14 protein-coding genes are annotated in these 26,340 nt (G+C 68.7%); 13 read left to right on the top strand and 1 reads right to left on the bottom strand.

The genetic code is table 11. The features are described 5' to 3' along the window. Positions 1 to 511 precede the first annotated feature (511 nt). The 13 genes from BDK89_RS20310 (at position 512) to BDK89_RS20245 (ending at position 25,342) form a co-directional block, all read left to right on the top strand. Entirely contained in the window at positions 512 to 12,055 is an 11,544-nt protein-coding gene (locus BDK89_RS20310) for a fibronectin type III domain-containing protein (protein WP_133870698.1), read from the top strand. A 30-nt stretch (positions 12,056 to 12,085) separates the two neighbouring features. Continuing rightward, positions 12,086 to 13,228, top strand: a complete 1,143-nt coding sequence (locus BDK89_RS20305) for a glycosyltransferase family 4 protein (RefSeq protein ID WP_133870697.1) — start codon at positions 12,086 to 12,088, stop codon at positions 13,226 to 13,228. Beyond that, positions 13,225 to 14,088, top strand: a complete 864-nt coding sequence (locus BDK89_RS20300; protein ID WP_133870696.1) for a sulfotransferase family protein — start codon at positions 13,225 to 13,227, stop codon at positions 14,086 to 14,088. The genes BDK89_RS20305 and BDK89_RS20300 overlap by 4 nt, the downstream gene beginning before the upstream one ends. After that, the gene (locus BDK89_RS20295) at positions 14,088 to 15,038 is read left to right on the top strand and encodes a sulfotransferase (RefSeq protein WP_166657729.1); all 951 of its coding nucleotides are present in this window, start codon (positions 14,088 to 14,090) and stop codon (positions 15,036 to 15,038) included. The genes BDK89_RS20300 and BDK89_RS20295 overlap by 1 nt, the downstream gene beginning before the upstream one ends. Next, positions 15,038 to 16,150 carry a glycosyltransferase gene (locus tag BDK89_RS20290; protein ID WP_166657728.1) on the top strand — a complete coding sequence of 371 codons (1,113 nt, stop codon included), beginning with the start codon at positions 15,038 to 15,040 and terminating at the stop codon, positions 16,148 to 16,150. The genes BDK89_RS20295 and BDK89_RS20290 overlap by 1 nt, the downstream gene beginning before the upstream one ends. A 2-nt stretch (positions 16,151 to 16,152) precedes the next feature. Continuing rightward, positions 16,153 to 17,526, top strand: a complete 1,374-nt coding sequence (locus tag BDK89_RS20285; protein WP_133870694.1) for a hypothetical protein — start codon at positions 16,153 to 16,155, stop codon at positions 17,524 to 17,526. Between the two features lie 67 nt (positions 17,527 to 17,593). Further along, complete coding sequence (locus BDK89_RS20280; protein WP_133870693.1) at positions 17,594 to 19,108, top strand: tyrosine-protein kinase domain-containing protein; 1,515 nt, start codon at positions 17,594 to 17,596, stop codon at positions 19,106 to 19,108. A gap of 138 nt (positions 19,109 to 19,246) precedes the next feature. Continuing rightward, positions 19,247 to 21,232, top strand: coding sequence for a YecA family protein (locus tag BDK89_RS20270; protein WP_166657727.1), 1,986 nt, complete (start codon positions 19,247 to 19,249; stop codon positions 21,230 to 21,232). Between the two features lie 49 nt (positions 21,233 to 21,281). After that, complete coding sequence (locus BDK89_RS20265) at positions 21,282 to 21,683, top strand: ankyrin repeat domain-containing protein (protein WP_133870690.1); 402 nt, start codon at positions 21,282 to 21,284, stop codon at positions 21,681 to 21,683. A gap of 189 nt (positions 21,684 to 21,872) precedes the next feature. Continuing rightward, complete coding sequence (locus BDK89_RS20260; protein WP_133870689.1) at positions 21,873 to 23,057, top strand: hypothetical protein; 1,185 nt, start codon at positions 21,873 to 21,875, stop codon at positions 23,055 to 23,057. A 138-nt stretch (positions 23,058 to 23,195) separates the two neighbouring features. Next, positions 23,196 to 24,602, top strand: a complete 1,407-nt coding sequence (locus BDK89_RS20255; protein WP_133870688.1) for a hypothetical protein — start codon at positions 23,196 to 23,198, stop codon at positions 24,600 to 24,602. A 114-nt stretch (positions 24,603 to 24,716) separates the two neighbouring features. After that, a complete protein-coding gene (locus BDK89_RS20250; RefSeq protein WP_133870687.1) occupies positions 24,717 to 24,950 on the top strand; it encodes a FitA-like ribbon-helix-helix domain-containing protein in 234 nt (77 codons plus the stop codon). After that, entirely contained in the window at positions 24,947 to 25,342 is a 396-nt protein-coding gene (locus BDK89_RS20245) for a type II toxin-antitoxin system VapC family toxin (RefSeq protein ID WP_133870686.1), read from the top strand. The genes BDK89_RS20250 and BDK89_RS20245 overlap by 4 nt, the downstream gene beginning before the upstream one ends. A 112-nt stretch (positions 25,343 to 25,454) precedes the next feature. On the opposite strand, the gene BDK89_RS20240 is transcribed toward BDK89_RS20245, so the two are convergent. Further along, a complete protein-coding gene (locus tag BDK89_RS20240; RefSeq protein WP_133870685.1) occupies positions 25,455 to 26,318 on the bottom strand; it encodes a LysR substrate-binding domain-containing protein in 864 nt (287 codons plus the stop codon). Positions 26,319 to 26,340 lie beyond the last annotated feature (22 nt).

Here is a 26,340-nt window from a genome sequence, read left to right as displayed (position 1 = left end):
GACCGATGGTCGAGGGTTGGCACGCGCAGGTGAACGAGACGTGAACGAACGGCGCGCCTGCGCGATAACGGGTGTGACATGTGCCGGGGTACATCCCCCTTCTGGCGACTGTGCAGGTTTTCTGGACTCGATCAACATCCGGTCGTGCCACTCGAGTGCGCGGCAGCATCGCTGAGCAGGGGCGATGCGTTGAAACGATCGAATCACGGCCTGGCCGGCGACGGATGTGCTCGAGTTGATTTTCGACACTGCACGGTCTCGCTACCACGCATAGTGGTCTCAACTGTGTGTTGAGGGTCAAATCGGCCACTTGCAGTGTGGATCACGTTGTGATTACCGTGACTTTCCAGTCGGGCGACCACCCTGCCCGGCGGAAGAAACACGGCGGGCCACCCCTCGATGCCGCCACACTCGAGGGTCCTGCCGTGGACGACGGGAAGGAACCGGCGGGAACATGGCGAGGAACTCTCGACCCCTCACAGGGGGGTCGTCCCCCCACACCACGCGACGCATGCGCAGCATCGTCGCTCACGTACTCACGGCCATGATGGTCGTCATGGCCGGCCTGGCGCTCACGCCGGCCGGCGCAGCTCAGGCGCAGGAAGCCACGGTGCCGTTCGAGGCGTACGTGAACTTCCACAACCAGACCTCGATCCCGAGCGGCTACCCGAGCCCGTTCCCCCCGTCGCCGTACGTCAGCGACGTCGGCGCACCGTACGCCGAGCAGGGCGACCTGACCTACGGCTGGGTCCTCGAGTCCGACGGCGTCACGCCGGTCGACATCCGGGGCATGGGACGCAACCGTAACCGTGACGCCTCCGACTGGAAGCGGGACTCGATCATCCACATGGGGTCCGGCGACGTGAGCAACGGTGTCACCTGCAGCGGCACTCCGGGCTGCTCGGGCAGCCTGTCGACGAATGCCACGTGGGAGATCGCCGTGCCCGACGGCAACTACGCCATCGAGGTGGCCGTTGGCGAGCCGAACCCGGGGAACGACCCCGAGACGCACACCCTCGACATCGAAGGTGTCCGCATCGTCGACGCTTACGTCCCGACCGGGGCGGCCTCGATCGAGCGCGTGCAGGTGTTCACCGGTGACGTCACCGTCACCGACGGCGAGCTCACCGTCAGCGCCGCCGCCGGCACCAACACCAAGATCGCCTACATCGACATCGTCCAGGCGCCCGGCCCCGTCGCCCCCGCCGACGTCACCGCCGTGCCCGGTGCCACCTTCGGCTCGATCGACGTCAGCTGGACCGCCTCGCCGACCGCCGACGACTACGAAGTCTTCCGCGACGGCGCCTCGGTCGGCGTGACCGCCGCGACCACGCTCAGCGACGCACCCGGCGTCGTCGGCTCGTACGACTACACCGTCGTGGCCCGCAACCTCGACGGCGTCTCGCCCGCCGCCGGCCCCGCCACCGCACTCATCACCAACGCCCAGTGCGGCGACATCTCGCTGCTCACCTGTGGCGAGATCCCCGTTGCGCTTCCGTTCTCGCTCGACTGGTCGTCGGATGAGGGCGCCCTCGTCGACAGCGTCGGCGTCGGCACCGGCTTCACGATGGCCGCCGCCCCCTCCGCTCGTCTCGCGAGCGACGGTGACCCGTTCGACCCGGGCGTGCCCGGCTACGAGCCCGGCCCGTCGCCCGCTCCCTCCGACCCGGCGCAGCTCGTCGTCGACACGACCGACGGCCAGCTCGAGATCACCTCGTCGAAGGGCATCAACTACTACCGACCCGAAGGCAGCAGCGACACCAACTCGCAGCTCAACATGCTCGGTGTCGGCGTCGACCCCGCCGGCGGCGCCGTGATCACCGCCACCATCGATCCGATCGACTTTGCAGCATCGGCCGGCAACAACAGCCAGCAGGGCGGCATCTGGTATGGCCTCGACGAGGACAACTTCGCCAAGCTGGTCGTCGCCAAGGTCGACGGCTCCAACGTCAAGGTGCAGCTCCAGGCCGAGGTCGCCGGAGGTTCGATCCTCGACGCGAACTCCGGCCCGCTCGAGATCAACTCGGCGAACTTCGCAGCCGGCTCCGAGGTGACCCTCGTCCTCACGGTCGACACCAATGAGGGCACGCCCGTCGTGACCGGCACCTACGCCGTCGACGGCGGCACCCCGGTCGCCGTCACGAACAGCACCGACTCGAGCCTCGCCATCCCGGCGAGCTTCGTCACCGCCGACGGCACCGCGCCCTACGCCGGCGTGTTCACGACCCAGCGCCGTGCCGTCCCCGACGCTCCCATCGTCGTTCCGTTCGACAGCTTCGGCGTCGAGGCGCTCTACGACGTCGTCGCTCCCGTCGCTCCCGCCAACGTGGCCGCCACGGGCGGCGACGCCCAGGTCGACCTGACGTGGGACGAGGTCGTCGACGGCGACCTCGCGGGCTACAACGTGTACCGCTCGGAGACGAGCCCGGTCGATCTCGGCGCAGCCCCGCTCGCGCAGGTCGTCGGTGCGGAGATCTATACCGACAACGCCGTCACGAACGGCACCACCTACCACTACGCCGTCACGGCGATCGACGGCACCGGCAACGAGTCGGGCATCAGCGCCGAAGCGAACGCCACGCCGGCCGAGCCGGCCGACACGACACCGCCGGCCGTGCCGGCCAATGTCACTGCGACCGTCGACGGTGACGACATCCTCGTCAGTTGGGAGGCCGTTGGCGACCTCGATCTCGAGGGCTACCGCGTGTACGTCCTCGGCGTCGAGCGCACGACGACCCCGATCACCGAGACGAGCCTGCTCGTCACCGGCCTGACGCCCGGCGTCGAGTACGGCTTCACCGTCGCCGCGGAAGACGCCTCCGGTAACCTGTCGGCCCAGTCGGCTTCCGCCGCAGCGACGATCCCCGGCGGCGAACCGCTCGCCTTCCCGACCTTCGACGCCGTGCCCGGAACCGAGCCCGGCACCGTCCTGACGTCGTGGACCATCCCGCCCGTGCTCAACGGCCCGCCCATCGTGCAGTACCGCATCCAGAAGTCGATCGACGGTGGTGCCAACTGGACCTGGGGTGCGACCGAACGAGACGGTGCCTCGGACGAGAAGCTCATCCTGAACCTCGAGCCGGGCGCCGAGTACACGTTCCGCATCCGTGCCTGGGACGGCGGTGAGTGGGGCCCCTACTCGGCCGAGGCCGTCGCCTCGGCCACCCCCACCCCGGGCGACCCGCTCGCGGTGAACGACGTCGACGCCGAGGCAGGCACGGTCGAGGGCATCGTGCTGGTGACCTGGACACTGCCGACCGGCCCGGTCGACGAGTACCGCATTCAGAAGTCGCTCGATGGCTCGAACTGGACCTGGGGAGCGACGGTTCGCGACGCCGGCGCCACCTCCAAGCTCGTCGAGAACCTCGTTCCCGGCACCGAGTACCAGTTCCGAGTGCGAGCACGTAGCGGCTCGACGTGGGGTCCCTACTCCGACGCCGCCACCGCGACGGCTCCCACCCCTGCCGATCTCGGCGTGCCGCTCGGGATCGCCGAGCCGACCGCAACGTCGGGCGCGCTGGTCGGCAGCATCCTGCTCACCTGGGAGGCCCCGACGACCCTCATCGGACCCGAGGTGCAGGAATACCGCATCCAGAAGAAGATCGAAGGAGGCCCGTGGCAGTGGGGAGCAACCGTTCGCGACGGTGACGCCACGTCGCAACTCGTGACCGACCTCAACCCCGGCTCGTCGTATCAGCTCCGCATCCGGGCCTGGGACGGCACCGACTGGGGTCCGTGGTCGCCCTCGGCGACCGCCGTCGCATCGAGCGAGCCACAGCCCGCGACGATGACGGCCGACCCGTCGACCGTCGAGTTCGTGCTCGACCAAGACGGCATCTCGATCACCGACGTGGCGATCACCGGCGACGAAGGACCCCTGACGCTCTCGGTCGTCGAGGACACCCCGTGGCTGAGCGTGCTCGTCGGAGGCGACGACGTCGCCGGTTTCGCGGTCAACGCCGTGGGACTCGCTCCCGGCACGTACAACGCCTCGGTGACGTTCTCGTCGCCTGGTTACGACGACCTCGTCGTGCCGGTGACGCTCACTATCCGGCCCGACCTCGGCATCATGACCGCCGACCCTGCGTCGCTGTCGTTCTCGTTCGATCCGGGTGACGACCCGGTGGGTGTGGCGAGCACCGTCATCACCGGCGACGGTGAGACGCCGTCGCTCACCATCGTCGATGACGCCGACTGGCTGTCGACGCTCGCCGGCGCAAACAATACGATCGCCGTTCTCGTCAACTCGGCCGGGCTCGCGCCCGGCACGTACACGGCGGAGATCACGTTCAGCGATCCGTCGTACGAAGACCTGATCGTCCCGGTCACCCTCACGGTGTCGGCGCCACTCGGCACTCTGACCGCTTCACCCGACCCGGTCGAGTTCAGCGTGGTCGAAGGTGAGACCGACTCGACGACCGTGACCGTCACCGGCGACGGTGCGGCCCCGACCCTGACGGCGACCGAGTCGCTGTCGTGGCTCACCGTCACCGAAGACACCCCCGGTTCGTTCACCTTCGACGTCGACACCATCGGTCTCGCCGTCGGCGAGGTGTCGGGCGACGTCGAGTTCACGGCACCCGACTACACCGACCTCACCGTCGGCGTGTCGCTCGACGTGACCGAGGCGCCGGCCGTGCCGTGCTCGCCGATTTCGACCCTCGACTGCTCCGACGTCGAAGTGGCGCTCCCGTTCACCCTCACGTTCGACGGCACCGAAGGCGGTCTCGTCGACGGTGACGACGAGTCGATCGGCTTCACGATGGTCGACGACCCGAGTGAGCCTCGCCTCACCGGTGACCCGGCCGTGTCGAACCCGAACGTGCCCGGCTACGAGCCCGGCCTGCTCGACCTCGACGCGACGGCGGGCAGCCTGACCATCGATGCGACCAAGGGCATCCAGTACCTCGACCCGCCGGCGAGCAGCAACAATAACACGCTGCTCAACGCGCTCGGTGTCGGCGTCGACGTCGGCGCCGCCGACGAGGTCGTCATCACCGCCACCATGGATCCCGCTGCCTGGCGCAACGAGGGCAACTCGGCCCAGGCCGGCATCTGGTTCGGTCTCGACGAGGACAACTACGTCAAGCTCGTCTTGGCCGAGGACACCGCCGCCGGCGTGAGCGACATCCAGCTCCTCCGTGAGATCGGTGGCGTCACGAACCCGGGCGACACCGCCGACGGTCTCGACGTGCTCAACGTCGCCGACACCGAGCCGGTGACGCTCCAGATGGTCATCGCCGGCGATCAGGTGAGCGCCAACTACGCACTCGGCTCCGGCGCACTGACGCCGGTGGTCGAGGCATCGATCGACCACCTCGACATCCCGGCGTCGTTCACCGACGGCGCCATCCTGCCCGACGGCGAGAGCGGCCCCGTGTCGTTCGCCGGCATCTTCGCCACCAACCGCAACGGCAGCAACACCCCGGGCATCGACCCCGAGTTCCTCGACTTCAGCGTCACCGCCGACTTCGGTGAGCCCGGCCTGCTGGCCGCCTCGCCCACCTCGGTGAGCCTGTCGGCCGAGGTCGACGAGGGCGACAGCGCCCTCATCGACGTGGTCGAGACCGGCGGCCTCGACGTGCCGCTCACCGTCACCACCGACGGCGCGGCCTGGCTGACCTTCAACGCCCCGAACCTGACGACGCCGAGCGAGATCCAGCTGCTCGGTAACGCCACCGGGCTGGCCGTCGGCCAGTACACGGCGACGGTCACGGTCGACGCCGACGGCTACGACCCGATCGAGATCCCCGTCACCTTCGACGTCGTCGAGGGCGCCCCGCCGTTCGAACTCGACGTCAACTTCCAGTCGGAGACGGCCCCTGTCCCGGCCGGCTACGTGCGTGACTTCGGACAGTCGTTCAATACCCGCACCCTGGCGAACCAGGGCGACGGCAGCCTCGAGTACGGCTGGCTCGCGCAGGGCGGCACCACGCCGCTCAACCTGTCGACCAACGGTCGCGACCGCGACCGCACGGGCATCGACCAGCTGCTCGACACGGTCATCCACATGCAGTACGGCGACGTCGACGGTGGCAACGGCACCAACGGCAACACCGCTCCCGGACGCTGGGAAGTCGCCGTGCCCAACGGCGTCTACGAGGTGACCGTGTCGGTCGGCGACCAGCAGGGCTCGACGGCGTACGACTCGCAGCACGCGGTCAACGTCGAGGGCATGGTCGCCATCGAGTCGTTCCAGGCCACGGCCTCCGACGAATACGAAGAGGTGACCGTCACGGTCGGCGTCCAGGACGGACGCCTGTCGATCGACGCGATCGGCGGCTTCAACACCAAGCTCAACTACGTCAACATCGTCGAGGTGGCGAACGCACCGTTCGTCACGGCGGTGCGCCCGCTCAACCGTTCGGCCGACGCCGACCCGACCGACGGCGTCGCTGCCGACATCAGCGTGCCCGGCGTCGGCGTGGGCGTCGACCCGACCACCCTGGCGGGCAACGTGCACCTGTACGACGTCGTCACCGGCACCGAGGTGCCGAGCACCGTCGGCTCGTCCGGCGGCAACGACGTCATCGCACTCGACCCCGACGACACCCTGCTGCCCGACCGGCAGTACCGCTTCGTCGTGACCTCCGACGTGCTGTCGATCACCGGCGACCCGTTCGTGCCGTTCACGAGTGTGTTCACCACCGGCGACGGCGTCGTCGTCCAGCCCGACGAGTTCGAGCCGATGACCGGCGTGTCGTTCCAGAAGGTCGAGCAGACTCTTGCGGCCGGCGACTACATCGCCTCGATGGTGTTCGGCCCGGACGGCAAGCTCTACACGACCACGATCGGCCAGGGCCTCTACCGCTACGACGTGGCGGCCGACGGCACCCTGTCGAACCGCACCGCGGTCGGCCCGACCCAGCTGCTGGGCCGTGCCGTCATCGGCATCGTCTTCGACGAGAGCGCCACGGCCGGCAACCTGTCGGCCTGGGTCACCCACGCCTCCGGCAACATCGGCGGCGAGACCGCCGAGTGGGGCAGCGCCGTGTCGTACATCTCCGGCCCGACCCTGTCGAACTACGAGGACGTGTTCACGAACCTGCCTCGTTCACGCACCGACCACCTGTCGAACTCGCTCGGGTATGGCCCCGACGGTGACCTGTACTTCCTGCAGGGCTCCAACCAGGCCGCCGGCGACACCGACAGCTCGTGGGGCGACCGCGGCGAGACGCTGCTCACCGCGGCCATGCTCCGCTTCGACCCCGACCATCCGGCCGTCCAGTCGGCGATCGGGAGCGGGCCGGCCGTCGACGTGCAGACCGCCGACGTCTCGAGCCCGTACGACCCGTACGCCGTGAATGCCCCGCTCACGATCTACGCGACCGGTATCCGCAACGCCTACGACTTCGTGTATCACTCGAACGGCCACATCTACGTGCCCACCAACGGCACCGCCGGTGGCGGCAACAGCCCCGGTGTGAACGTCACCCCCGACGTCGGTCAGGCGACCTCGTTCGCCCGCACCGGCCGGGTGCCCGGCGACTACACCGATGCGTGCCTCAACCACCGCATCGACGGTCAGCCGTACGCCGGTGGCGACGTGCCCGCCTACTCGAACCACGCCACGCAGGAAGATCACCTGTACGACGTGCAGGAAGGTAAGTACTACGGCCACCCCAATCCCGAGCGTTGTGAGTGGGTGCTCCACTCGGGCAACCCGACTTCCGGTCAGGACCCGAACGAGCGGACCGGTGGCTCCAACTATCCGGTCGGCGTGCAGCCCGATTCCAACTACGACGGCATTGCCTACAACTTCGGCTTCAACAAGTCGCCGAACGGTGTCATCGAGTACCAGAGCCGCACGTTCGGTGGCCAGCTCGAGGGCCGGATCCTGGTGATCCGCTTCTCGAACAACAACGACATCGTCTTCCTCCAGGCCGACTCCGAGACCGGTGAGATCCTCGGGGCGCAGACCCAGGAGGGCGTCACCGGGGTGGCGAACTCGACCATCGGTGGTGTCGGCAACTTCGCCGACCCGCTCGAGATCATCGAGGACCCGAACACCGGCAACCTCTACGTCAACCAGTACGACCGTGGCGGCAGCCAGCAGCGTCTCTACCTGCTGCGGGTGCCCGAAGGTCAGGAAGCGGCCGGCATCACCGCCGACGAGGACGAGCTCGTCTTCTCCGGTGCCCTGTCGTCGCCGTCGCAGTACCCGCAGTTCCTGACCGACACCCAGACGGTCGAGATCACCAACGTCGGCGACTCGTCGATCACCCTCGACGTGTCGATCAGCGGCGGCGCCGCTGTCGACTACGCCTCGACCGGTGACGGCCAGACGCTGGCCGGTGGAGCGAGCACGACCCTCACGGTCACGTTCGACCCGTCGGTCGTCGGCATCCGCAACGCGGTGCTCGAGGTGTCCGACGGTGAGACCACCACGGACATCCCGCTGTACGGCCTCGCGGCCCCGGCGCTCGAAGGTGGCAACGAACCGACCCTCACGAACGTGCTCGCCACGCTCGGCCACCCGGCGGACACCGGCTGGACCGGGCTTGCCGGCGGCATGCCGGGCACCGAGCGCGGCGACGAGACCTACGAGCCGCTGTTCGTGAAGGCCAACTCGGGTTCGGTCACGATGACCCCGGTGGCGATGTACGCCCCCAACGAGGCCATCCCGTACGGCTGGTACACCGGTGACGGCAGCGCGGCGAACCGCAACGTGGTCGGCGCCATCTCGGTCGGCCAGCACCAGACGCTGCTCCCGACCGTCGGCTCCGGCGGGGTCTCGTTCGACCCCGGCACCGCCGAGTTCGGCCTGTTCTACGACAGCGCCACGTTCAACCGCATCGGTTACACCGAGGACGAGTTGAACGACTCGGGCGGCATCCGCCGTGCCCGCATCTACCCGGCCACCACCCGGACGGGCAGCCGCATCAACGACGCCTTCATCGTCGCCTTCGAGGACGCCTCCAACGGCGACTACCAGGACTACGTCTTCCTGGTGCGCAACGTCGAACCGGCCAGCGGCCCGATCGACCCGCCGCCCCCCACGGGCGACACCATCCGGGTCAACTTCCAGAGCGAGACCGCCCCGGTGCCCGCCGGCTACGTCCGTGACTTCGGTCAGCCCTTCGGCGCCCGCACCGGCGCCGACCAGGGCACCGGCCTCACCTACGGCTGGCTCGACGAGGACGACGACACCCCGGTCGACATCACACCCAACGGGCGTGACCGCGGCCTGAACACCGATCAGCGTCTCGACACGCTGATGCACGTCCAGCCCGAAGACGTCAGCGGCACCTTCAACGGCAACGCGACGAACTCCTACTGGGAGATCGTCGTGGCGAACGGCACCTACTCGGTGACCGTCGCCGCCGGTGACGCCGCCGTGAACAACTACGACAACGACCCCGAGTTTCACTCGATCAATGTCGAGGGCGTCACTGCCATCGACCGGCACGAGCCGATCGGTGTCGACGGCGCCGCCGGCCAGCACGCCACGGCGACTGTCACGGTCACCGTGACCGACGGGCGACTCACCCTCGACGCCGACGGCGGCGAGAACTCGAAGTTCGACTACGTCGAGATCACCCCGGCCGTCGTCGACCCGCCGGAGGGCGGCGTGCAGGTGAACTTCACCTCCAACGCGGCGTCCACCCCGGCCGGTTGGGTGTCGGACACGGGCCTCGCCTACGACTCGGGTCGTGGCTACGGCTGGCTGGTCGGCTCCACGCCGACCGACCGGTCGAACGCCGCCCGCTACCGCACCGGCCCGGCCGGCCAGCCGGTCCTGCAGGGCTTCAACATCATCCAGAACGACGTCGTCGAGTCGCTCACCAACGGCACGTGGGAGTACGACGTGCCGAACGGTGAGTACTTCGTGCAGGTGTCGGTCGGCGACAACGACTACGCCGACTCCACCCACTCGATCGCCGTCGAAGGCGTCAACATCGTCGGCGAGTACGTGCCGAGCGGCCTCGGCGACTTCGAGACCTCCAGCGGCCTCGTCACCGTCTCCGACGGCAAGCTCACGATGACGTCGGGCTTCGGTGGATCGAACACCAAGGTGAACTCGATCTCGTTCGTCGCTGCCGGTGAGGACGAGACCCCGCCGACGATCGACGTCGCCCTCGACGGTGTGCCCGCCGGCACCGACACGTTCGCCGGCCCGGTCACCGTGACCATCACGGCGTCCGACTTCGGCTCGCAGGTCGAGTTCCTCAACTACGCCGTCGACGGCGGCACCGTGCAGGCCTACACGACCCCGTTCGAGGTCGACGGTCTCGGCAGCCACACCGTCGACATCACCGCCACCGACGCGGCCGGCAACGAGGCGACCGAGCAGATCACGTTCGACATCGTCCCGCCGAGCCTCGCTCGCATCGACGTCGTCAACGACCAGGTGTCGCGACTCAACGGTGAGCCCATCCCGGGCTTCTCGGACGAGATCGTCGTGATGCACCGCCTGAACAGCCTCGGTTCGAGCGCCTCGTGGGAGAACCTCGAGTTCAACGACACCGCCACCCTGACGGTGAGCAACACCGGCACCGAGGACCTGGTCATCTCCGACCTCGACATCACCGGTGGCCAGGCGGCCCAGTTCACGCTGGTGACCCCGCCGACGCTCCCGCTCACCATCACGCCCGGCAACGACACGACCCTCACGGTCCAGTTCGTCGCCAACTCGGGTAGCAAGGGTGTGCGCACTGCGAACCTCGAGATCGTCTCGAGCGACCCGACCAGCCCCACCACGGTGATCAACCTCCGCGGCGGCTACATGACGTCGCCCGAGGGCAACAACGAGCTCGCCCTCTACCAGATCATCGATCTGTTCGGCTGGACGACCTCGGTCGGTTCGAACAGTGGCATGTCGATCGGCAACGGCTCGGAGAACCCGGGCTCGCCGCTCAACGGCGACGAGGTTCGTTCGTACCAGTGGAAGCGGCTCGATCCGTCGAAGCCGGTGAACGCCCGCCAGATCGCGGCCTTCCACGGCTGCTGCGGTCAGACCGAGACGATCAACATCAACGGGGCGTCGCAGACCCACGCCGGCGCCTACGGGCAGGCGATCTACCCGATCAAGTCGAACGGCACGCCGGTGTTCATCAACACGAACCCGTCGGGCAACTTCGGCATCACCGTGTCGGGGCAGTCGACCACCCAGACCGCCTATATGGCCGTCAAGCTGTGGCCGGTCATCGACGGTGACGGACAGATCGTCCCCGGCTCGTGGATCGTCGGACACGACTACATCGGCTCGCCGAGCCAGTGCGGCACCGGCGCCACCAACTGCGACTTCCAGGACAACGTCTACCTCGTCACCAACATCGTCCCCGTCGACTCGAACGACGACACCGCCCCGGCGGCGCCGGCCAACCTCGTCGGCACCCTCGACGACCCGGCCGTCGACCTCGACTGGGACGACGGCGCGGCCGACGTGGCCGGCTACTACGTCGAGCGTGCCTCGACCACCGCCGGCCCCTGGACCCGCATCGTCGGTCAGCCGATCACGACGTCGGCCTACACCGACCCGGCCCCGCTCGGCGGCACGTCGGCCTACCGTGTGATCGCCGTCGACGCCTCGCTCAACGAGTCCGTTCCGAGCAACGCCGTCGAGGTCGACACGCCCGAACAGGCCCTGCCGACCATCCGCATCAACGCCGGTGGTCCGCAGGTGACGACCGGTGGGCTGGTGTGGGCAGCAGACACCAGCGGTGGACGTTCGTACTCGAACGCCGCGGTCACCCAGATCGCGAACACCACCGACGACGTCCTGTACTTCACGACCCGCAGCGACAACTCGTCGAACTTCGGCTACGACGTGGCGGTCCCGAACGGCACCTACACCGTTCGGCTCCACTTCGCCGAGGTCTACTTCGGGGCCACCGGAGGCGGCGCGGGCAGCGCCGGCGCACGCGTCTTCTCGATCAACCTCGAGGGCGGCGCCCCGGAGAAGGCGAACTACTCCATCTTCGGTGAGGTCGGCGCCATGGCCGCCGACATCGAGCAGTTCACCGTCACGGTCACCGACGGCAACCTCGACATCGACCTCAACGCCTCCGCCAACCAGCCCTCGATCAACGCCATCGAGATCATCCCGGCCTGACGGGTCGACCAGATCTACCGTGCACCGATCATGAGCCCTCCGAGATCTGGCGTCGGCACGACGCTCGTCGCCCCGAGCGTCGAGCCGGCCCCACCTCGGGCCGAGCCCGAGCCGCGACCGCTCCGGATTCTCCATGTGCTCGAACCCGGCATCGGCGGCGTCCCCGAATGGGTGCGCCTGGTCTCCGGTGCACAACGAGCGATGGGGCACGAGGTGCGCCAGTTCGGTGGTCCAGAGAGCCATGACCCCCGGTTCGCGACGAGTTGGCGGCGTCCCGACCGGTTTACGGCAGCACTGCGTGCCGTCCGCCGGACCGTCCAAGAGTTCCGACCCGACGTCGTCCACACCCACTCGTTTTTCGGGGGGCTGACACGTCGTCTCGATCTCGGCGACGCACTCGTCGCTCACCAGCCGCACTGCTGGGTCGGCAGTCGAGCCGGCGGACGCGGCGACCTCATCGGCATGGCGGCCGAGCGGTCGCTCGCCCGACGCACCGACATCGTGCTGTACGCCGACGAGAGCGAAGCCGACGTCGCCACCGAGCACTCGATCACCACACCGTCGACGACGGTCGGCGTCCCGTACGACGTCGCACGCTTCGTCCCGGTCACCGCCCCACGATCCCCGGACCGGCCGGTCGTCCTCTGTGTCGGACGTATCGCTCGGCAGAAGGGCCAGGATCTGATCGTGCCCCGATGGGAAGAGGCGATCGGGTCGGCCGCCACGCTCGTGCTGCTCGGCGGGGAGGCATCCGGACAACTGTCGCCGAACGTACGCGTCGAACCGATGCAGGACCCGAGGGCGTGGATCGCCCGGGCATCGCTCGCGGTGGCGCCTTCGCGCTGGGAAGGTCGATCCATCGCTGTGGTCGAACTGCTGGCATCCGGGATCCCGGTCGTCTCGTTCGACCTCCCGTCGATGCGACACCTTCTCACCGAGCGGGGCATGCCGCCCGCCGGCGCCGTCGTCGACCAGTTCGACGTCGACGCCCTACTCGGTGCAGTCGGCGAGCGGCTCGACCGTCCCGACCTGCTCACACGAGAGTCGGTCGCCGGACCTCGACGCGTCATTCATTGTCGTCCGGCCGTGGTCGCCGACGCCGTCGTCCGGGCGTACCGGACGGCACTCGAACCGAACCGTGTCGCGTCCGCGATGCGAGAACCGGTCGGATGACGCCGCAACGAATCGATGTGATGATCGCCGGCGCCCAGAAGGCCGGCACCACGATGTTGGCCCAGACACTCGGCCGCCATCCCTCGATCACGACTCACCCGCAACGCGAGTTCGCCTACTTCGTCGAGCCTGGCCGAGTCGACTTCGAGCGGGCCTACGACGATGCGTTCGGCACCGTTCCAGCAGGGACGACCGTGCTCGCGAAGAGCGTTGGTGTCATGTGGCTGCCCGACGCTGCCGAACGCCTCGTCACCGATCACCCGGAGGTCAGGCTGGTCGTCTCCTTGCGCGAGCCGTCAGCTCGCGCCTACTCGGCGTACCTGTTCCAGCAGTCCGTCGGACGAGAATCTCGCTCGCTTACGTTCGCCGATGCACTCGCCCTCGAACCAGAACGACTCGCCGACGACTTCAACCGATACCAACACAACGCCTACGTCGGACGCGGCCTGTATGCCGACCAGCTGACCCGACTCCACGATCTGGTCGGCGTCGACCGAGTCCACGTTGTCACGATGGACGACCTCCGTTCGGACCCCGACGCCACACTGAACGGTGTGATCACGTTCCTCGGGCTCGAACCGATGTCGGTCGCTGCAACTGCGGTCGTCAACGAAGCTGCCGTGAACCGTCTTCCTGCCCTCGAATCCGTCGGACGATCGCGGCCCGTCCGGGCCATCACACGCCGCCTGCCGAGCGGGGCCCGGGCGAGGGTGACGGCGACGGCGCGGAAGCTGAACCGCTCGTCGACCGCCGCACCGCCGCCCGACCCCGCCGTGATCGCCGACCTGCGCGCACGCTTCCGAGAACCGAACGACCGCTTGCGGCGCCTCACCGGCCTGGAGCTGGCAGGCTGGTCGTAGTGGCAGCCGGACCGAACCTCCTCGTGGCCGGCGTGGGCCGAGCCGGCACCAGTCTGCTCGCGCAGACCCTTGCGACCCATCCGCACGTCGCCGTGACCGAGCCGAAGGAAACCCACTATCTCGCGTTCCGAGGTCGAACGCTCGACTTCAGCGGGCCCGAAGATGACCGCCTCATCAACAGTCGTGCACTCACCACCGCCGACCGCTACGGCGAGTTGTTCGAGACCGAGGCCATGACGAGCGCTCGGGTGCGCATCGACGCGTCGATCTCGACGGCGTTCTATCCGGCCGAGGCGCTGGCGTCCATCGAGGCGACCTGCCCGGTTGCTCCAAAGGTGATCATCGTGCTCCGCGACCCGCTCCGACGTGCGCGATCAGCGCACCGCTACCAGCAGGGACGCGGCCTGGAGTCCGTCGACTTCTCGACGGCCATCGACGACGAACTCACCGGTCGCCGCAGCGGCTGGCATCACCTGTGGCAGTACGTCTCGATGAGCTGCTACGCCGGACAGGTCATGCCCTTCCTCGCCGCGGCGGGCGACACGATCGACGACGTCCTGATCATCGACTTCGACGAACTCACCGACCGGCGGACCGAGACCCTCGACACGATCGGCCGCTTCGTCGGCCTCGACCGTCACGACTGGCACGATGTCGGTGCGGTCAATCGTTCGGGCCGAGTCCGGTTCGGCGCCGTCGGCAAGGCAGCGCTTCGAGCGTCCCGTGCTCCCGTTGTCGCCTCGGCGATCGACCGGCTACCGACCACAGCGAAGCAGCGACTTCGCAACGCCGTCGTCGGTCGCCCCGCCGGCCCTCCGGCCGCCGACGCCGTTCCGGGCGAAGCCGTCGACCGATGGGTTCGCGACCTGGAGACCTTGGCAACGGTGTGGCCGATCCCGGCTTCGTGGCACGCTTCGCTCGAGGCCTGTCGCACCGAGGTGGTCGGCTGATGCGCGTTGCCCTGTTCGACGACCGACCCCACGGGATCTATGGGGCCAAACTGACGTCGTTGGCACTCCTCGACGGTCTCCGTGAGGCCGGGAACGACGCCGTGGTGATCAGCGTCGACGACGGGCCCTTCCTGCAGCGCGCCGAGGCGATCGGCTTCGAGACGTCGATCGTGAGGCAACCGCCGTCGCTGCGGCGCTACGACCGCACGATCCTGCACGACGGGGTCATCGGCAAGCTGCGCAGCGCGGCGGCTGCGCTGGCGACGAACTGGCGAGTCGCTCGACGATGCCGCGAGCTCGAGGTCGACGCCGTGCTCGCCAACTCGATCCGCTCCGTCCTGCTCCTCGGTGCGACGAACCGGATCGTCGCCCCGGTGATCTGGTACGTCCAGATCCAACAGGACTTCGGCCGCCTGTCGAGGCTCGCAGCGCGATGCGCGACCAGGCGGGTCGGCTTGTCGGAAGCCGTCGCCTCGACATCGGCCGGTCTCGACGACGTCGTCCCGATCGGGCTCGAGCTCGACCCGTTCACGACCCTCGACCGAGCCGGCGCTGAACCCGACCTGGTGCTGTCGGTCGGCGGCTTCTTCCCACGAAAGGGTCTGGTCGACAACGTGCACGCCGTCGCCGCGGCGCAGCGCATCCTCGAACGTCGACTTCGTCTGCGCATCGTGGGCGGAGTCAACACACCCGACGAGCGCGAGGAGCGCGAGCGGGTCGCGGCCGCCGCCGCTCTCGATGAGGTCGACGTCGAGTTCGCCGGCTGGACCGACGACGTCGCCGCCGAACTGGAGCGTGCGGCTGTCGTCGTCCACCTTGCCCATGCGGAGGGAACGCCCCGTGCCCTGATCGAGGGATCCGCTGCTGCGATTCCGATCATCGCATCCGACGTCGGAGCAACCGCCAGTGTCGTCACCGATGCGGTGACCGGATTCGTCGTCGAGCCGGGCGATCACGTCGCCGCCGGTGACCGCATCGCACGTCTGCTCGCCGACCCCGAGCTCGCAGCGAAGATGGGAGTGGAGGGGCGAACACACGTGGCCGAACACTTCGCCTCGGCGGCGATGATCGACGCATTCGTCGGGATCCTCGACACCGTCAGGCGGAACTGAGCGTGGCTGCGACCGCATCGCTCCTCGTGCTCTTCGGCGGTCTCGGGGCACTGTGGCGGCTCCGCACCTACTACCCGGTGGCGGCACTCGTTCTCCTCGGCTCCGCGATCCACTTCTATGCGTTCCGAGCCGTTCTGATCTACCTCGACCTCGTCCCACCGTTTCCGGCCCAGTACGCGCCGACGGCCGACGATGCGGCCTACGCAGCGGGCAACGTCGTGATCGGCGGCTTCTTCATCGTGCTCGCTGTCACCTCCGGCGCCCTCGCTCCAGGCTCCGCCACGACGGTGCCGAGCGCAGACGAATCACTCGCCGAACTCTCGGGTCTGCGCCAGGCGGCGTCGTGGGCGCTCGCCCTCGCAGCGGTCAGCGCCGCCTGGCTGCTCGTCCGTTACGGGGGAATCGGCGGCGCGATCGGAGCGGCGCGACGCGCGAGGACCATCGGCGTCGAGAACGCCCTTCGTCTGCCGGCGATCGTCGCAACCTCGCTCTACGCCTACCTGGCGTTGCTCGGTCGCCACTGGCCACTCCGACTCGCCCGGTACCTCGGGGCCGGAGCCCTCGCCAGCGTGTCGGTCTTCCTGTGGGGGACCCGGGGTGTGGTCGGCATGTTCGCTGTCCTGACGCTGAGCCTGTTCGTTGCGACCTGGTTCGGCGCAGGCCACAGGACGCGAGACACCGGGAAGCGAGCGCTGACGATCGCCGTCGCCGTGCTGCTACTCACCATGGGTCTCTACGGGCTCCGCCTCGCCCGCTATGCCGTGGTGGACGCGTCGGCGACCGACTCGATCTCGTCCGAGAACGTGGTGTCGAATCTGTCGTTGGCTGCCAACCAGCAGTGGTACGACGCGACGTTGCTGGCCGTCCGAGACAGCGGCGAGGTCTACCCGTCCGATGGGCTGGGATCGCTCGTCGACAAGTGGACCCAGTCGATCGCCGGGCCGCTGTCCGGCGATGACGCTGCCAACGTCAACCTCCGCTTCAAGCTCCAGTACGTCACCCGTGCCAGCAACGGCTGGCCACTCGGCGGACCGGGCGAATGGTTCCTCTATCTCGGGTGGTCGGGAGTCTTCGTCGGTGGGATGCTCTCCGGGGTAGCGCTGTTCCTGCTCGATCGGGCGAGCGCCTCGGCGATCGCCGGCCGGGGCCTGGCCGCCGGTGTCACCGGGGCGCTGGTCGTCATGGCGATGCGCACGGGGCTCGAGGAACAGTCGATCGCACGACTCATCCGTTGGGGCGTCCCACTGCTCGTCGTCGCTGGTGTGGCGAGTCGGCGCCGGTCGGCGGCGAGGTCGCAACCGACAGGCGCGCAGCAGCACGTGCCGGTGATCGCACCGGCTTCACGGAGTGGCGCACCGCTCGAAAGGACGAACTGACGTGTCGCGACGTACACCCGATCATCGGGCGGCGACCACGGCGAGCGAGTACCCTCGCTCCGACCCTATGGAGTTGCCGAACGACGAGATGACGGTGCGGGACTACGCCGGCGTGCTGCGTCGTCGCTGGTGGGTGATCGCCGCGTTCGTCGGCGTGGCCGTCGTGCTGTCGCTCGCGACCTCGCTCGCCCAAGACCAGGTGTACGAAGCCGAAGCGCGCCTCCTGGTCGAGACCGGTGGCGGCGACTCGCTGTTCGCCGATGACTCCGAACTCCGAGGCGCCGACGCGACCAGGGCAATCCAAACCGAGATCGAGGTGATCGAGGGTGAACGCGTCCGCACCCGCGTCGAGCGACGCCTCGAGATCGACGACCCAGCCGAAGCCGAGGCGCGAGCGGTCGGGGTCACCGACGTCATCGTCGTCACCGTTCGAAGCAACGACCCCGAGCAGGCACGCGATCTCGCGAACGCATACGTCGAGGAGTACATCGAGGAACGGCGCGACCAGGCCGTCGAAGAGCTCCTTGCGGCCGGCGAACAGATCCAAGAGAAGCTCGCCGAACTCCAGGTCAGCATCGACGAACTGGCGAGTGACGACCCGCTGCGCAGCTCGCTGCTCGCACAACAGGCGGCATTCCAGGAGACTCTCGGCCAGCTCCAGGTCGACGCCGGCCTGAAGACCGGTGGCGCTGCTGTCGTGCAGATCGCCGAGCTGCCCGTCGACCCCGTCGAACCGACGCCGCTGCGCTCGGCAGCGATCGCTGCGTTCATCGGCGCCGTGCTCGGCGTGATCGTGGTGCTACTGGCCGAACGACTCGACGACTCGGTCCGCACCGAGCAGGACGTTGCCAAGATCACCACCAGTCCGACGCTCGCCGTCGTGCCGATGGATCCGCCACCCGATCCGCGGCCGGTCTCGATCTCGTCGCCGAACGACGTCGCCGTCGAGATGTTCCGCGGCCTTCGCAACAACCTGATCTTCCTCGGGCTCGAACAGCACGTCGGGCTGATCCAGGTGACGAGCGCCGTAGCCGGAGAAGGAAAGACCACGACGGCTGCGAACCTCGCCTGCGTGTTCGCACAGGCTGGCCGATCGGTCGTGATCGTCGACTGCGACCTCCGCCGCCCACAGCTGCACAACACCTTCTCCGTGTCCAGGTCGCCAGGGTTCACCGATCAGATGATGGGGGCCGACGACGTCACACCCCACACGATCAGGGTCGGCGACGGAGCGACACTCGACGTGCTGCCGGCGGGTGCCGTCCTATCGAACCCCGGTGAGCTGTTCCTCCGCGACCGCTGCGCCGACGTGCTGCAAGCTCTCACCGCTCGATACGACTTCGTCATCGTCGACTCGCCGCCCGTCCTTCCCGTCGCCGACGCGGTGGCACTCTCACGACACGTCGATGCCGTGTTGTTCGTCATCGAAGCCCGCTCGACGTCGAGCGGCGACGCAGCCGAAGCGCTCGCACGGCTCGGGCAGGCAGGGGCGCCGACGGCCGGCGTGGTACTCAACCAAGCCGGTCGCCGCGGTGGCACGTACGCGTACCGTTCGGAAGCGATGGACTCCACGTCTGCCTGAGTACGAGGTGGGAGCCCGTGCGAGTCATCGACACGTGAGAGTCAACCGCTGAGCCAGGGTGAGTGATACCCCGAATCACCGATTGCGTCACCGCTCACCCCGACACCTGACCCGGGCACTTCCCGGCAGACTGGGGGTGTGAGTACCGAACTGGTGGAGCGTCTGGTCGAACTGATCGGGAACGGGGCGGTGCCGCTCGCCGAACTGGCCGAGCGGGCCGAGGTGTCGGAGATGGACATCCGGCGGGCCGTGCAGATGGACGGCCGCTTCGCCGTGATCGGCGAGTCGCTCGCCTATTCACCGGCGCTGCACGACGGGACGGTCTGGACCGTGCCGATCGACCCCGACGACGCCAGCGGTGAGAGCAGCGACGGCACCCGTTCCGACGGAACGCCGCACGAGATTCCCGGCGGCTTCGTGCGTGCCGAACCACACCTCATCACGCTGGCGTGGTGGCTGGTCACCAATCCGGTGCCGCGCCTCGACGCCGACGGCAACGAGATCGATCGGTTGCGCGACGTCGGCATCTGGGTCGACGACCACGACGCCGACGTCATCTACGGCAGCGCCGACTGGCTCGAGGGTGTCGGCCCGATCGCAGCGTTCCACGTCACCACCGACGGCATCCGGGTCGAACCGCTGGATCAGGCACCGGCACCCGACCCCGATCAGGTCGCCGCGGTGCGCGCCGCGTACGACGAGGTCGCGACCGAACACGACGCCAGCGGATTCGGCGACGTGTCACAGCGGCCACAGTTCACGGTCGTCGTCTCGGTGCTCCTCGAAGCGCTTGCACGCAACGGCGACGCGTTCCGGAAGGCACCGATCGCGCCGGTGCCGGAACTGCTCGCCGCAGCCGGACTCGAACTGAACGACGGCCTCGTCGCCGAGACCGGCTTCGACTGGGACGGGCTCGGTGCTTGGCAGAACCGCAACCGGCTCAGCGCCGCCTACGGCCTCTCCGACGATCAGCTCGACGGGCTCATGATGATGGTCGGCGCCTGCGAACTCGTGGCCGAGATCGGCGACGCGGCGTTCGGGGGTACCGACGACGAACGAGCCGGCGCCCGCATCCTGTTCGCCGGGCTGCTCGCCGACTCGAGCATCACCGGCGCCTTCCTCCAGGAGACTCAGGAGCGTGGGCTGAACTTCCACGCCATCCAGACCTTCACCGAGTCGATCCTCGCCGGGGTCGGCGGCACCGGTGTCGACGTGAGCGGCGTCGTGTGGCTCCGGTCGCTGTGCCACGCGATCGCCGGCGAATGGGACGACGCCATCCGCATCGTCGAGACGCACGTCGACGAATCGACGACGCACTCGCTGCTCCTCGTCGAAGCCGCGTTCAACGCCGCCGACCGCTCGGAGGCGGCCAAGGCCCAGCAGCTGCTCACCCGAGCCGGGGTGACGCGGGCCGACGACGAGTCGATGCTGCCCGAGGAAGCGTTGCGACTGCTCGATGAGATCCAGCCGTTCACCGGCCGCCGTGCCCGCACCGACGTGAAGCGCAACGACCCGTGCCCCTGCGGATCGGGTCGCAAGTACAAGCAGTGCCACCTCGGCAAGGAGGCGCTCGCCCTCGACGAACGGGCGCCGTGGCTCTACGAAAAGGCGTGCCGCTTCGTGCGTGGCGAAGCACCCGACATGCTCGAGTTCGTCGCCGCCGGACTGTCGGAGCACGCCGACGACCTCTACGAGAGCCTGATCGACCTGCCGTTCACGATGGATCTGGTGCTGGACGAGTACGAGGAGTGGAACCAGTTCCTCGAGCAGCGCGGGCAGCTGCTCCCCGACGACGAACGCGAGCTCGCCGCCGTGTGGCGAGACGTGCCGCGTGCCGTGTACGCCGTCGAATCGACACGGGGCTCACGGGTCGGCGGCGAGCTGCGGTTGCGGAACGTGGCGACCGACGAGATCGTCGTCGTCGCCGGTGTGCAACTCGACGAACGGATCGAACCCGACCAGTACTTCGTCGGACGACCCCTGCCGGTCGGTGACACGTACCGGTCGATGAGCGGATTCTTCCCGCTCGACGCCTCACGAGCCGACGAGGCGATGGCGGCCATCGCGGCCGGCGAGAACGAGGCCCTGCTCGGGGTGCTGGCAGCCGAACTGACCCTCGACTGAGCGGCCAGGTCGCTCACGGCCGCCTGCGGCGACCTGCGAGACTCCGACCATGGGCGACCTCGACCGCGCCGGCCGGAGCGATCTGCACTATGCAGCGCTCGAAGGGAGAGTGGCTGATGTGATGCGGTTGCTCGAGTCGGGCGCCGACCCGGCTCTGGCCGACCGGCAGGGCTGGACGCCGCTCCATTTCGCCGCGCAGTCACTTCACGCCGACATCGGTCGCGCGCTGATCGCCGCCGGTGCACCGGTCGACGCTGCCGATCGGACCGGGCGAACACCCCTCCTCGTCGCGATGTTCAATGTGCGTGACGGGGACGGATCGATCATCCGCATGCTCCTCGACGCCGGTGCCGACCCGCATCACCAGAACCGGGCCGGGATCAGTGCCTACGATCACGCAGACACCGTCGCCAACTACGACCTTCACCGACATCTGCCGCCACGCCGTTGAGTCGCCGACGAGCGCGACCGTGGCGAGTCGGAGCCTCGGGTCGACGCTCGCGGGCTGACCTGCTCTCCCGGCACGTGGTGCTGTGTGACTGCTGCTGGATATTGCTGGTTGGATAACTGCCGGTGGGCTTCGGGTACACGTCGCGGTGGGCACTATTCGGGGTGAGGGCGTTCGTGGATGATCCGGCGCATGAAGTCACGTTATGTGGCTGGGGCGGCACTGATCGTCACGGCGACTCTTCCTGTCATTTCCACTGCGTCGGTCTCGGCTGACGCCAAGATCGGTCCCGGGGAGCGTCGCTGCTTCGCCGTGGAGGGGGAACCCGGTGATGCGGCTGTGGTCAACTTGACGCCGGTGCAGGCCGAGGGTGCGGGGAACGGCAAGCTGATCTCGTCCGACGTGTCGAATCCGTCGGAGAGTTCGAACGTCAACTTCCAGCCCGGCACCGCGGACCCGAACGTGGCGATCGCTCCGATCGGTGCTGATGGCGAGGTCTGTTTCGTGAACTCGAACCACGCGAGCGTCCACCTCGTCGCCGACCACCTGGGCACCATCGCCGGCGACGTCTATGAGCCGGCATTGCCAACCGGCGAGCCCGAGCGGTGGTTCGACAGCCGCTTCCCAGGGGAGCCTCCGCTCTTCGAGCCTCGCGACGGAGGCTGCTTCCTGGACTCTCGCACGGAAGGTGCGGGCATCTTCAACATCACTCCGGTCAACGCCTCTGCGAACGGACACGCACTGCTCGCAAAGACGGAGATCGATGTGGAGCTGTTCGCCTCGAACGTGAACTTCGGACCGGGTTCCGTCGACCCGAACCTCGGCATCGTTCCGTTCGAGAAGATCGACTTCGGCCCCGACTTTCCGGGGGGAAGGTTCGGATCCTACGTATGCCTGCAGAACTCCGAGCACGCCCATGTCGACTTCGTGCTCGATCACCTCGGCACCGTCGACGAAGAGGTCTTCACTCTGGCGAATGAGTATGGGTATCCGGTGCGGCGCCTCGACACTCGATTCAGCCCGACTGGCAAGATCCAGCCGAACGCGGGGGCTTGCTTCGAGGTGGCCGGCGACCCGGGCGATGCTGCCATCGTGAACATCACGCCGATCCTCGCCGACGGTGAAGGCAACGGTCAGCTCGTGTCGTCCGACTTGAACGTCGCACCGCTCGCATCGAACGTCAACTACAACGTGGGGACCACCGACCCGAACGTGGCGATCGCACCCATCGGAGCCGACGGCCTCGTGTGCTACGTCAACTCTGAGCACACGACGGTGCATGTCGTCGCCGATCACCTCGGCACCATTGACGCGGAGGTGTTCACGTCGGCGAACGCTGACGGTTCGCCGGAGCGGGTCGTCGACACTCGCACCTGACCTGCTCTCCCGGGTCGGGTGATCTTCGGAAGCGTCGACTTCGTCGCCGTTCCCTGCGACACCCGACCCGGTGGGTTCGTCGGCGTTCTCTGCGGCACCTGAGCCGACGGGTGCTTGCTGTGGCAGCATGGGGGCGTCATGAGTGCCACTGGCGGCGACCTGGGCGGGGTCGGGCCCGACTCTCCTGACGCGCCCCGGCTGCCGGACGCTCCGAGACTTCCCGACCCGGCACCGGCACCCCCGACCACCCCCGACGGGGCGGCGGTGCCGTACCTGCCGGAGGCACCCAAACCCGTCGCCGAGCCGGCGCCCGAGCCCGAGTTCGACGCGCAGGCGATGGTCGAGTCGCAGAAGATCAAGGTCAACGCCAACCCCGCCTACGGCGACATGCCGACCGCCACCGCCGAGTCGAGAGAGGCCGTCGAACAGCTGCGGGCGCAGGCGAACAAGAAGCGTCGCCGCAACCGCAACGTCGCCCGCCTCACCCTCGTCGTCTTCTGCGGCATCGTGGTGGTCGCCGGCTACTTCGCATACCAGGCCTTCCAGGACGAACAAGACGCCCGCGACGCCGACGAACAGGTCGCCACCGACAGCGACGGGGGAGCGACCGGCGCACTCGACGAGCTGGCCGGTGACGATCCGGCGGCGCTCTCACCCGTCGGTGAACAGGCCGAGGTGATCGCCGGCATGGACATCCTGAACGACGTCGCCACCGGCTCGGCCGGCGGACTGCTCGGCGCCGTCGACGACGCACAAGCCGCCGTCGACGACCTGAACGGGGCCGAACCGGCCGCCGACGAACCCGCCTCCGTCGCGACAGCAGGGCTGCCGAACACGATCGAGGCGAGCGTGCTGCGCTACGACCTCGGGTCGGTGGCCGACCCGGTCGTCCACCACGTCGCCACCGACCTGTCGACCGACACGTACCTCATCGCCACCGTCTCGGGCGGCGATCTGCGCGACGCCGCCGAGTCGGGCACCACCGACGTCGCCCGCTACGACGTCGCCGCCGGCATCGCCACCCGCACCGGCCGCAGCGACGCCAGCCTCGCCGCCGGACCCGACGCCCTGTTCGTCTCGGCCGTGTCGCCGTCGGTGCTGCTGCCCGAGTCGGCCGCGCCCCACGCACGAACCACCTCGGTCGGCCTGACCGGCGCCGACGGCAGCCCGATCGCCGGCGAGGCGTACGTGGTCGACGTGGAGGCGTACCGGGCGGCCGATCCGGCCGCCGCCGAGGCCTGGTTGACCGTGCTCGGCCTCGCCGACCCGACCGCCACGCTCGGGGAGGGCATGCCCAACCTCGACACCGACCTGCTCGACGCGCGCACGACCATCGACGAACTGATCGCCCGCACGGACGGAGGGCCCGTCACCGGCAACCCGCCGGTCGCCATGGCCGGTCAGGTCGTCGTCGGTTGGACGGCGGTGGACGGGGAGCCGTACGTCCGGTCGGCCTATGCGGCCAGCGGCGACGGCTCCTCCCAATGGCTGTACCGCGTGTCGGCGGTCGACACTCCGGCGGTCTCCGTGTTCGGGGTCCGGTAGTTGCGCAGCCGTCCCGGGTCAGGTGACCGCCGGTAACGGCTCGTTCCTCGCCGTCACCTTTGGCACCTGACCCGCTGTGCAGCATTTTGCTGCTTGTCGCAGTACTCTGAAGGCATGCCTTCGGTCACGGTCCGCGATCTTCCGTCCGACGTGCGCGACGAGCTTGCTGCTCGTGCCGCGCGTGCCGGCAAGTCGTTGCAGGAGTATCTGTACGACGAACTCACGGCGCTCGCCGGCCGGCCGAGCGTGTCCGACCTGATGATCGACGTCGGGCGACGCAAACGGATCAACGGCCGTCACGTGGATCGGGACGCGATCCTCGACGCCCGAGACGCTGACCGCCGGTGATCCAGGTCGTCGACGCATCCGCCGTCGTCGCTGCTCTGGTCGACGACTCGCCGACCGGACGATGGTGCGAGCAGGCACTCCAGGCAGGCCCCCTCTACGCTCCGCACCTGATGCCGTTCGAGGTCGCGAACATCGTGCGGCGCCTCGTACTGCGCGGTGCGCTCGACGACACGGCCGGATCGCTCGCTATCGCCGACATCGGCCGGCTCGCCGTGGAACTGGCGCCGTACGAGTCGGTCGCCGCACGGGTGTGGGAGTTGCGCGACAACCTGACCGCGTGCGACGCCGCGTACGTCGCGACGGCCGAGTTGATCGGCGGTCGCCTGGTGACGCTCGACGAACGGCTTGCGCGTGCGCCCGGCATTGCGTGCGAGGTCGTGACGCCTGGCTGAGGCTCGGTGGGCTGCTTCGGCCGGCCGCGCCGCGCACCGATCCCGGGTCAGGTGACCGCCGGTGACGGCTCGTTCCTCGTCGTCACCTCTGGCACCTGACCCGGAAGTCGTCCTACGGCCGGAGGGTTTGTTCGAGGGTTTGGATGGCGGGGGTGGATGCGAGCCTCGGGCGGGTGACGAGTTCGATGCGGCGGTGGAGGTTCAAGTCGAGGGCGGTGACGGCGCGGATGCCGTCGGGCACATCGGTGAGGGCGAGTGCCGGGAGGACCGAGACGGCGTCGGCCGCCCGGATGAGGTCGAACGTGACGTGATGGTCCTCGGTCTCGGCGATCACATCGGGCTCGAAACCGGCGGCCTGGCACCGCTGGCGGGCGGCCTGACCGGTCCGGCTCGTCGCACCGCCGAGCACCCACCGGGCCTCGGCACAATCCTCCAGCCGCCGCACCCGACGCGACGACGACACGACCAGCTGGATCGGCTCGACCGCCAGCAGGGCTCGGTGGAGGCCGTGCTCGACGTCGATCAGGCCATCGGTGATCGCCGCGTCGACCTCACGGGCGACCAGCGCACGGAGCGCGTCGCCCGGCTCGGCGTGGACGATCGTCAAGCGCACCGTTGGCTCCAACCGCTCACGCGCCGGCAACAGCAGCGCGCTGATCGCCGTCGGGAACGCCGCGATCCGAAGCGCCGTGGTCGACGGCGCCTCTGCGACCTGGTCGAAGGCGGAGCGGACCTCGTCGAGCAGGTCGGTGCCGCTCGCTGCCAACCGACGTCCCGGCGCCGTCAACTCGACACCACGGTTCGACCGCTCCGCCAGGGCGGTGCCCGCCTCGCGCTCGAGCGCCGCCAGATGCTGCGACACCGCCGACGGCGTGTAGTCGAGCATTCGAGCCGCGCCCGCGATCGTGCCGGTCGCTGCGATCGCCGCCAGCACGCGCAGTCGTTCGAACGTGGTCGGCGCCGGTTCGAGTGCCATCAGTTGAACTTACTGCCAGCAT

Source organism: Ilumatobacter fluminis, assembly GCF_004364865.1.
Taxonomy (GTDB): domain Bacteria; phylum Actinomycetota; class Acidimicrobiia; order Acidimicrobiales; family Ilumatobacteraceae; genus Ilumatobacter; species Ilumatobacter fluminis.
The sequence above is the reverse complement of the archived record's forward strand: the minus strand, read 5'-3'. Positions and strand labels throughout refer to the sequence as shown.

Bases quoted from the DNA above. Each gene is read 5' to 3' on its own strand.
- BDK89_RS20310 (WP_133870698.1), top strand. From the start codon at position 512: ATGCGCAGCATCGTCGCTCACGTACTCACGGCCATGATGGTCGTCATG.
- BDK89_RS20305 (WP_133870697.1), top strand. From the start codon at position 12,086: ATGAGCCCTCCGAGATCTGGCGTCGGCACGACGCTCGTCGCCCCGAGC.
- BDK89_RS20300 (WP_133870696.1), top strand. From the start codon at position 13,225: ATGACGCCGCAACGAATCGATGTGATGATCGCCGGCGCCCAGAAGGCC.
- BDK89_RS20290 (WP_166657728.1), top strand. From the start codon at position 15,038: ATGCGCGTTGCCCTGTTCGACGACCGACCCCACGGGATCTATGGGGCC.
- BDK89_RS20280 (WP_133870693.1), top strand. From the start codon at position 17,594: ATGGAGTTGCCGAACGACGAGATGACGGTGCGGGACTACGCCGGCGTG.
- BDK89_RS20265 (WP_133870690.1), top strand. From the start codon at position 21,282: ATGGGCGACCTCGACCGCGCCGGCCGGAGCGATCTGCACTATGCAGCG.
- BDK89_RS20260 (WP_133870689.1), top strand. From the start codon at position 21,873: ATGAAGTCACGTTATGTGGCTGGGGCGGCACTGATCGTCACGGCGACT.
- BDK89_RS20255 (WP_133870688.1), top strand. From the start codon at position 23,196: ATGAGTGCCACTGGCGGCGACCTGGGCGGGGTCGGGCCCGACTCTCCT.
- BDK89_RS20250 (WP_133870687.1), top strand. From the start codon at position 24,717: ATGCCTTCGGTCACGGTCCGCGATCTTCCGTCCGACGTGCGCGACGAG.
- BDK89_RS20240 (WP_133870685.1), bottom strand. From the start codon at position 26,318: ATGGCACTCGAACCGGCGCCGACCACGTTCGAACGACTGCGCGTGCTG.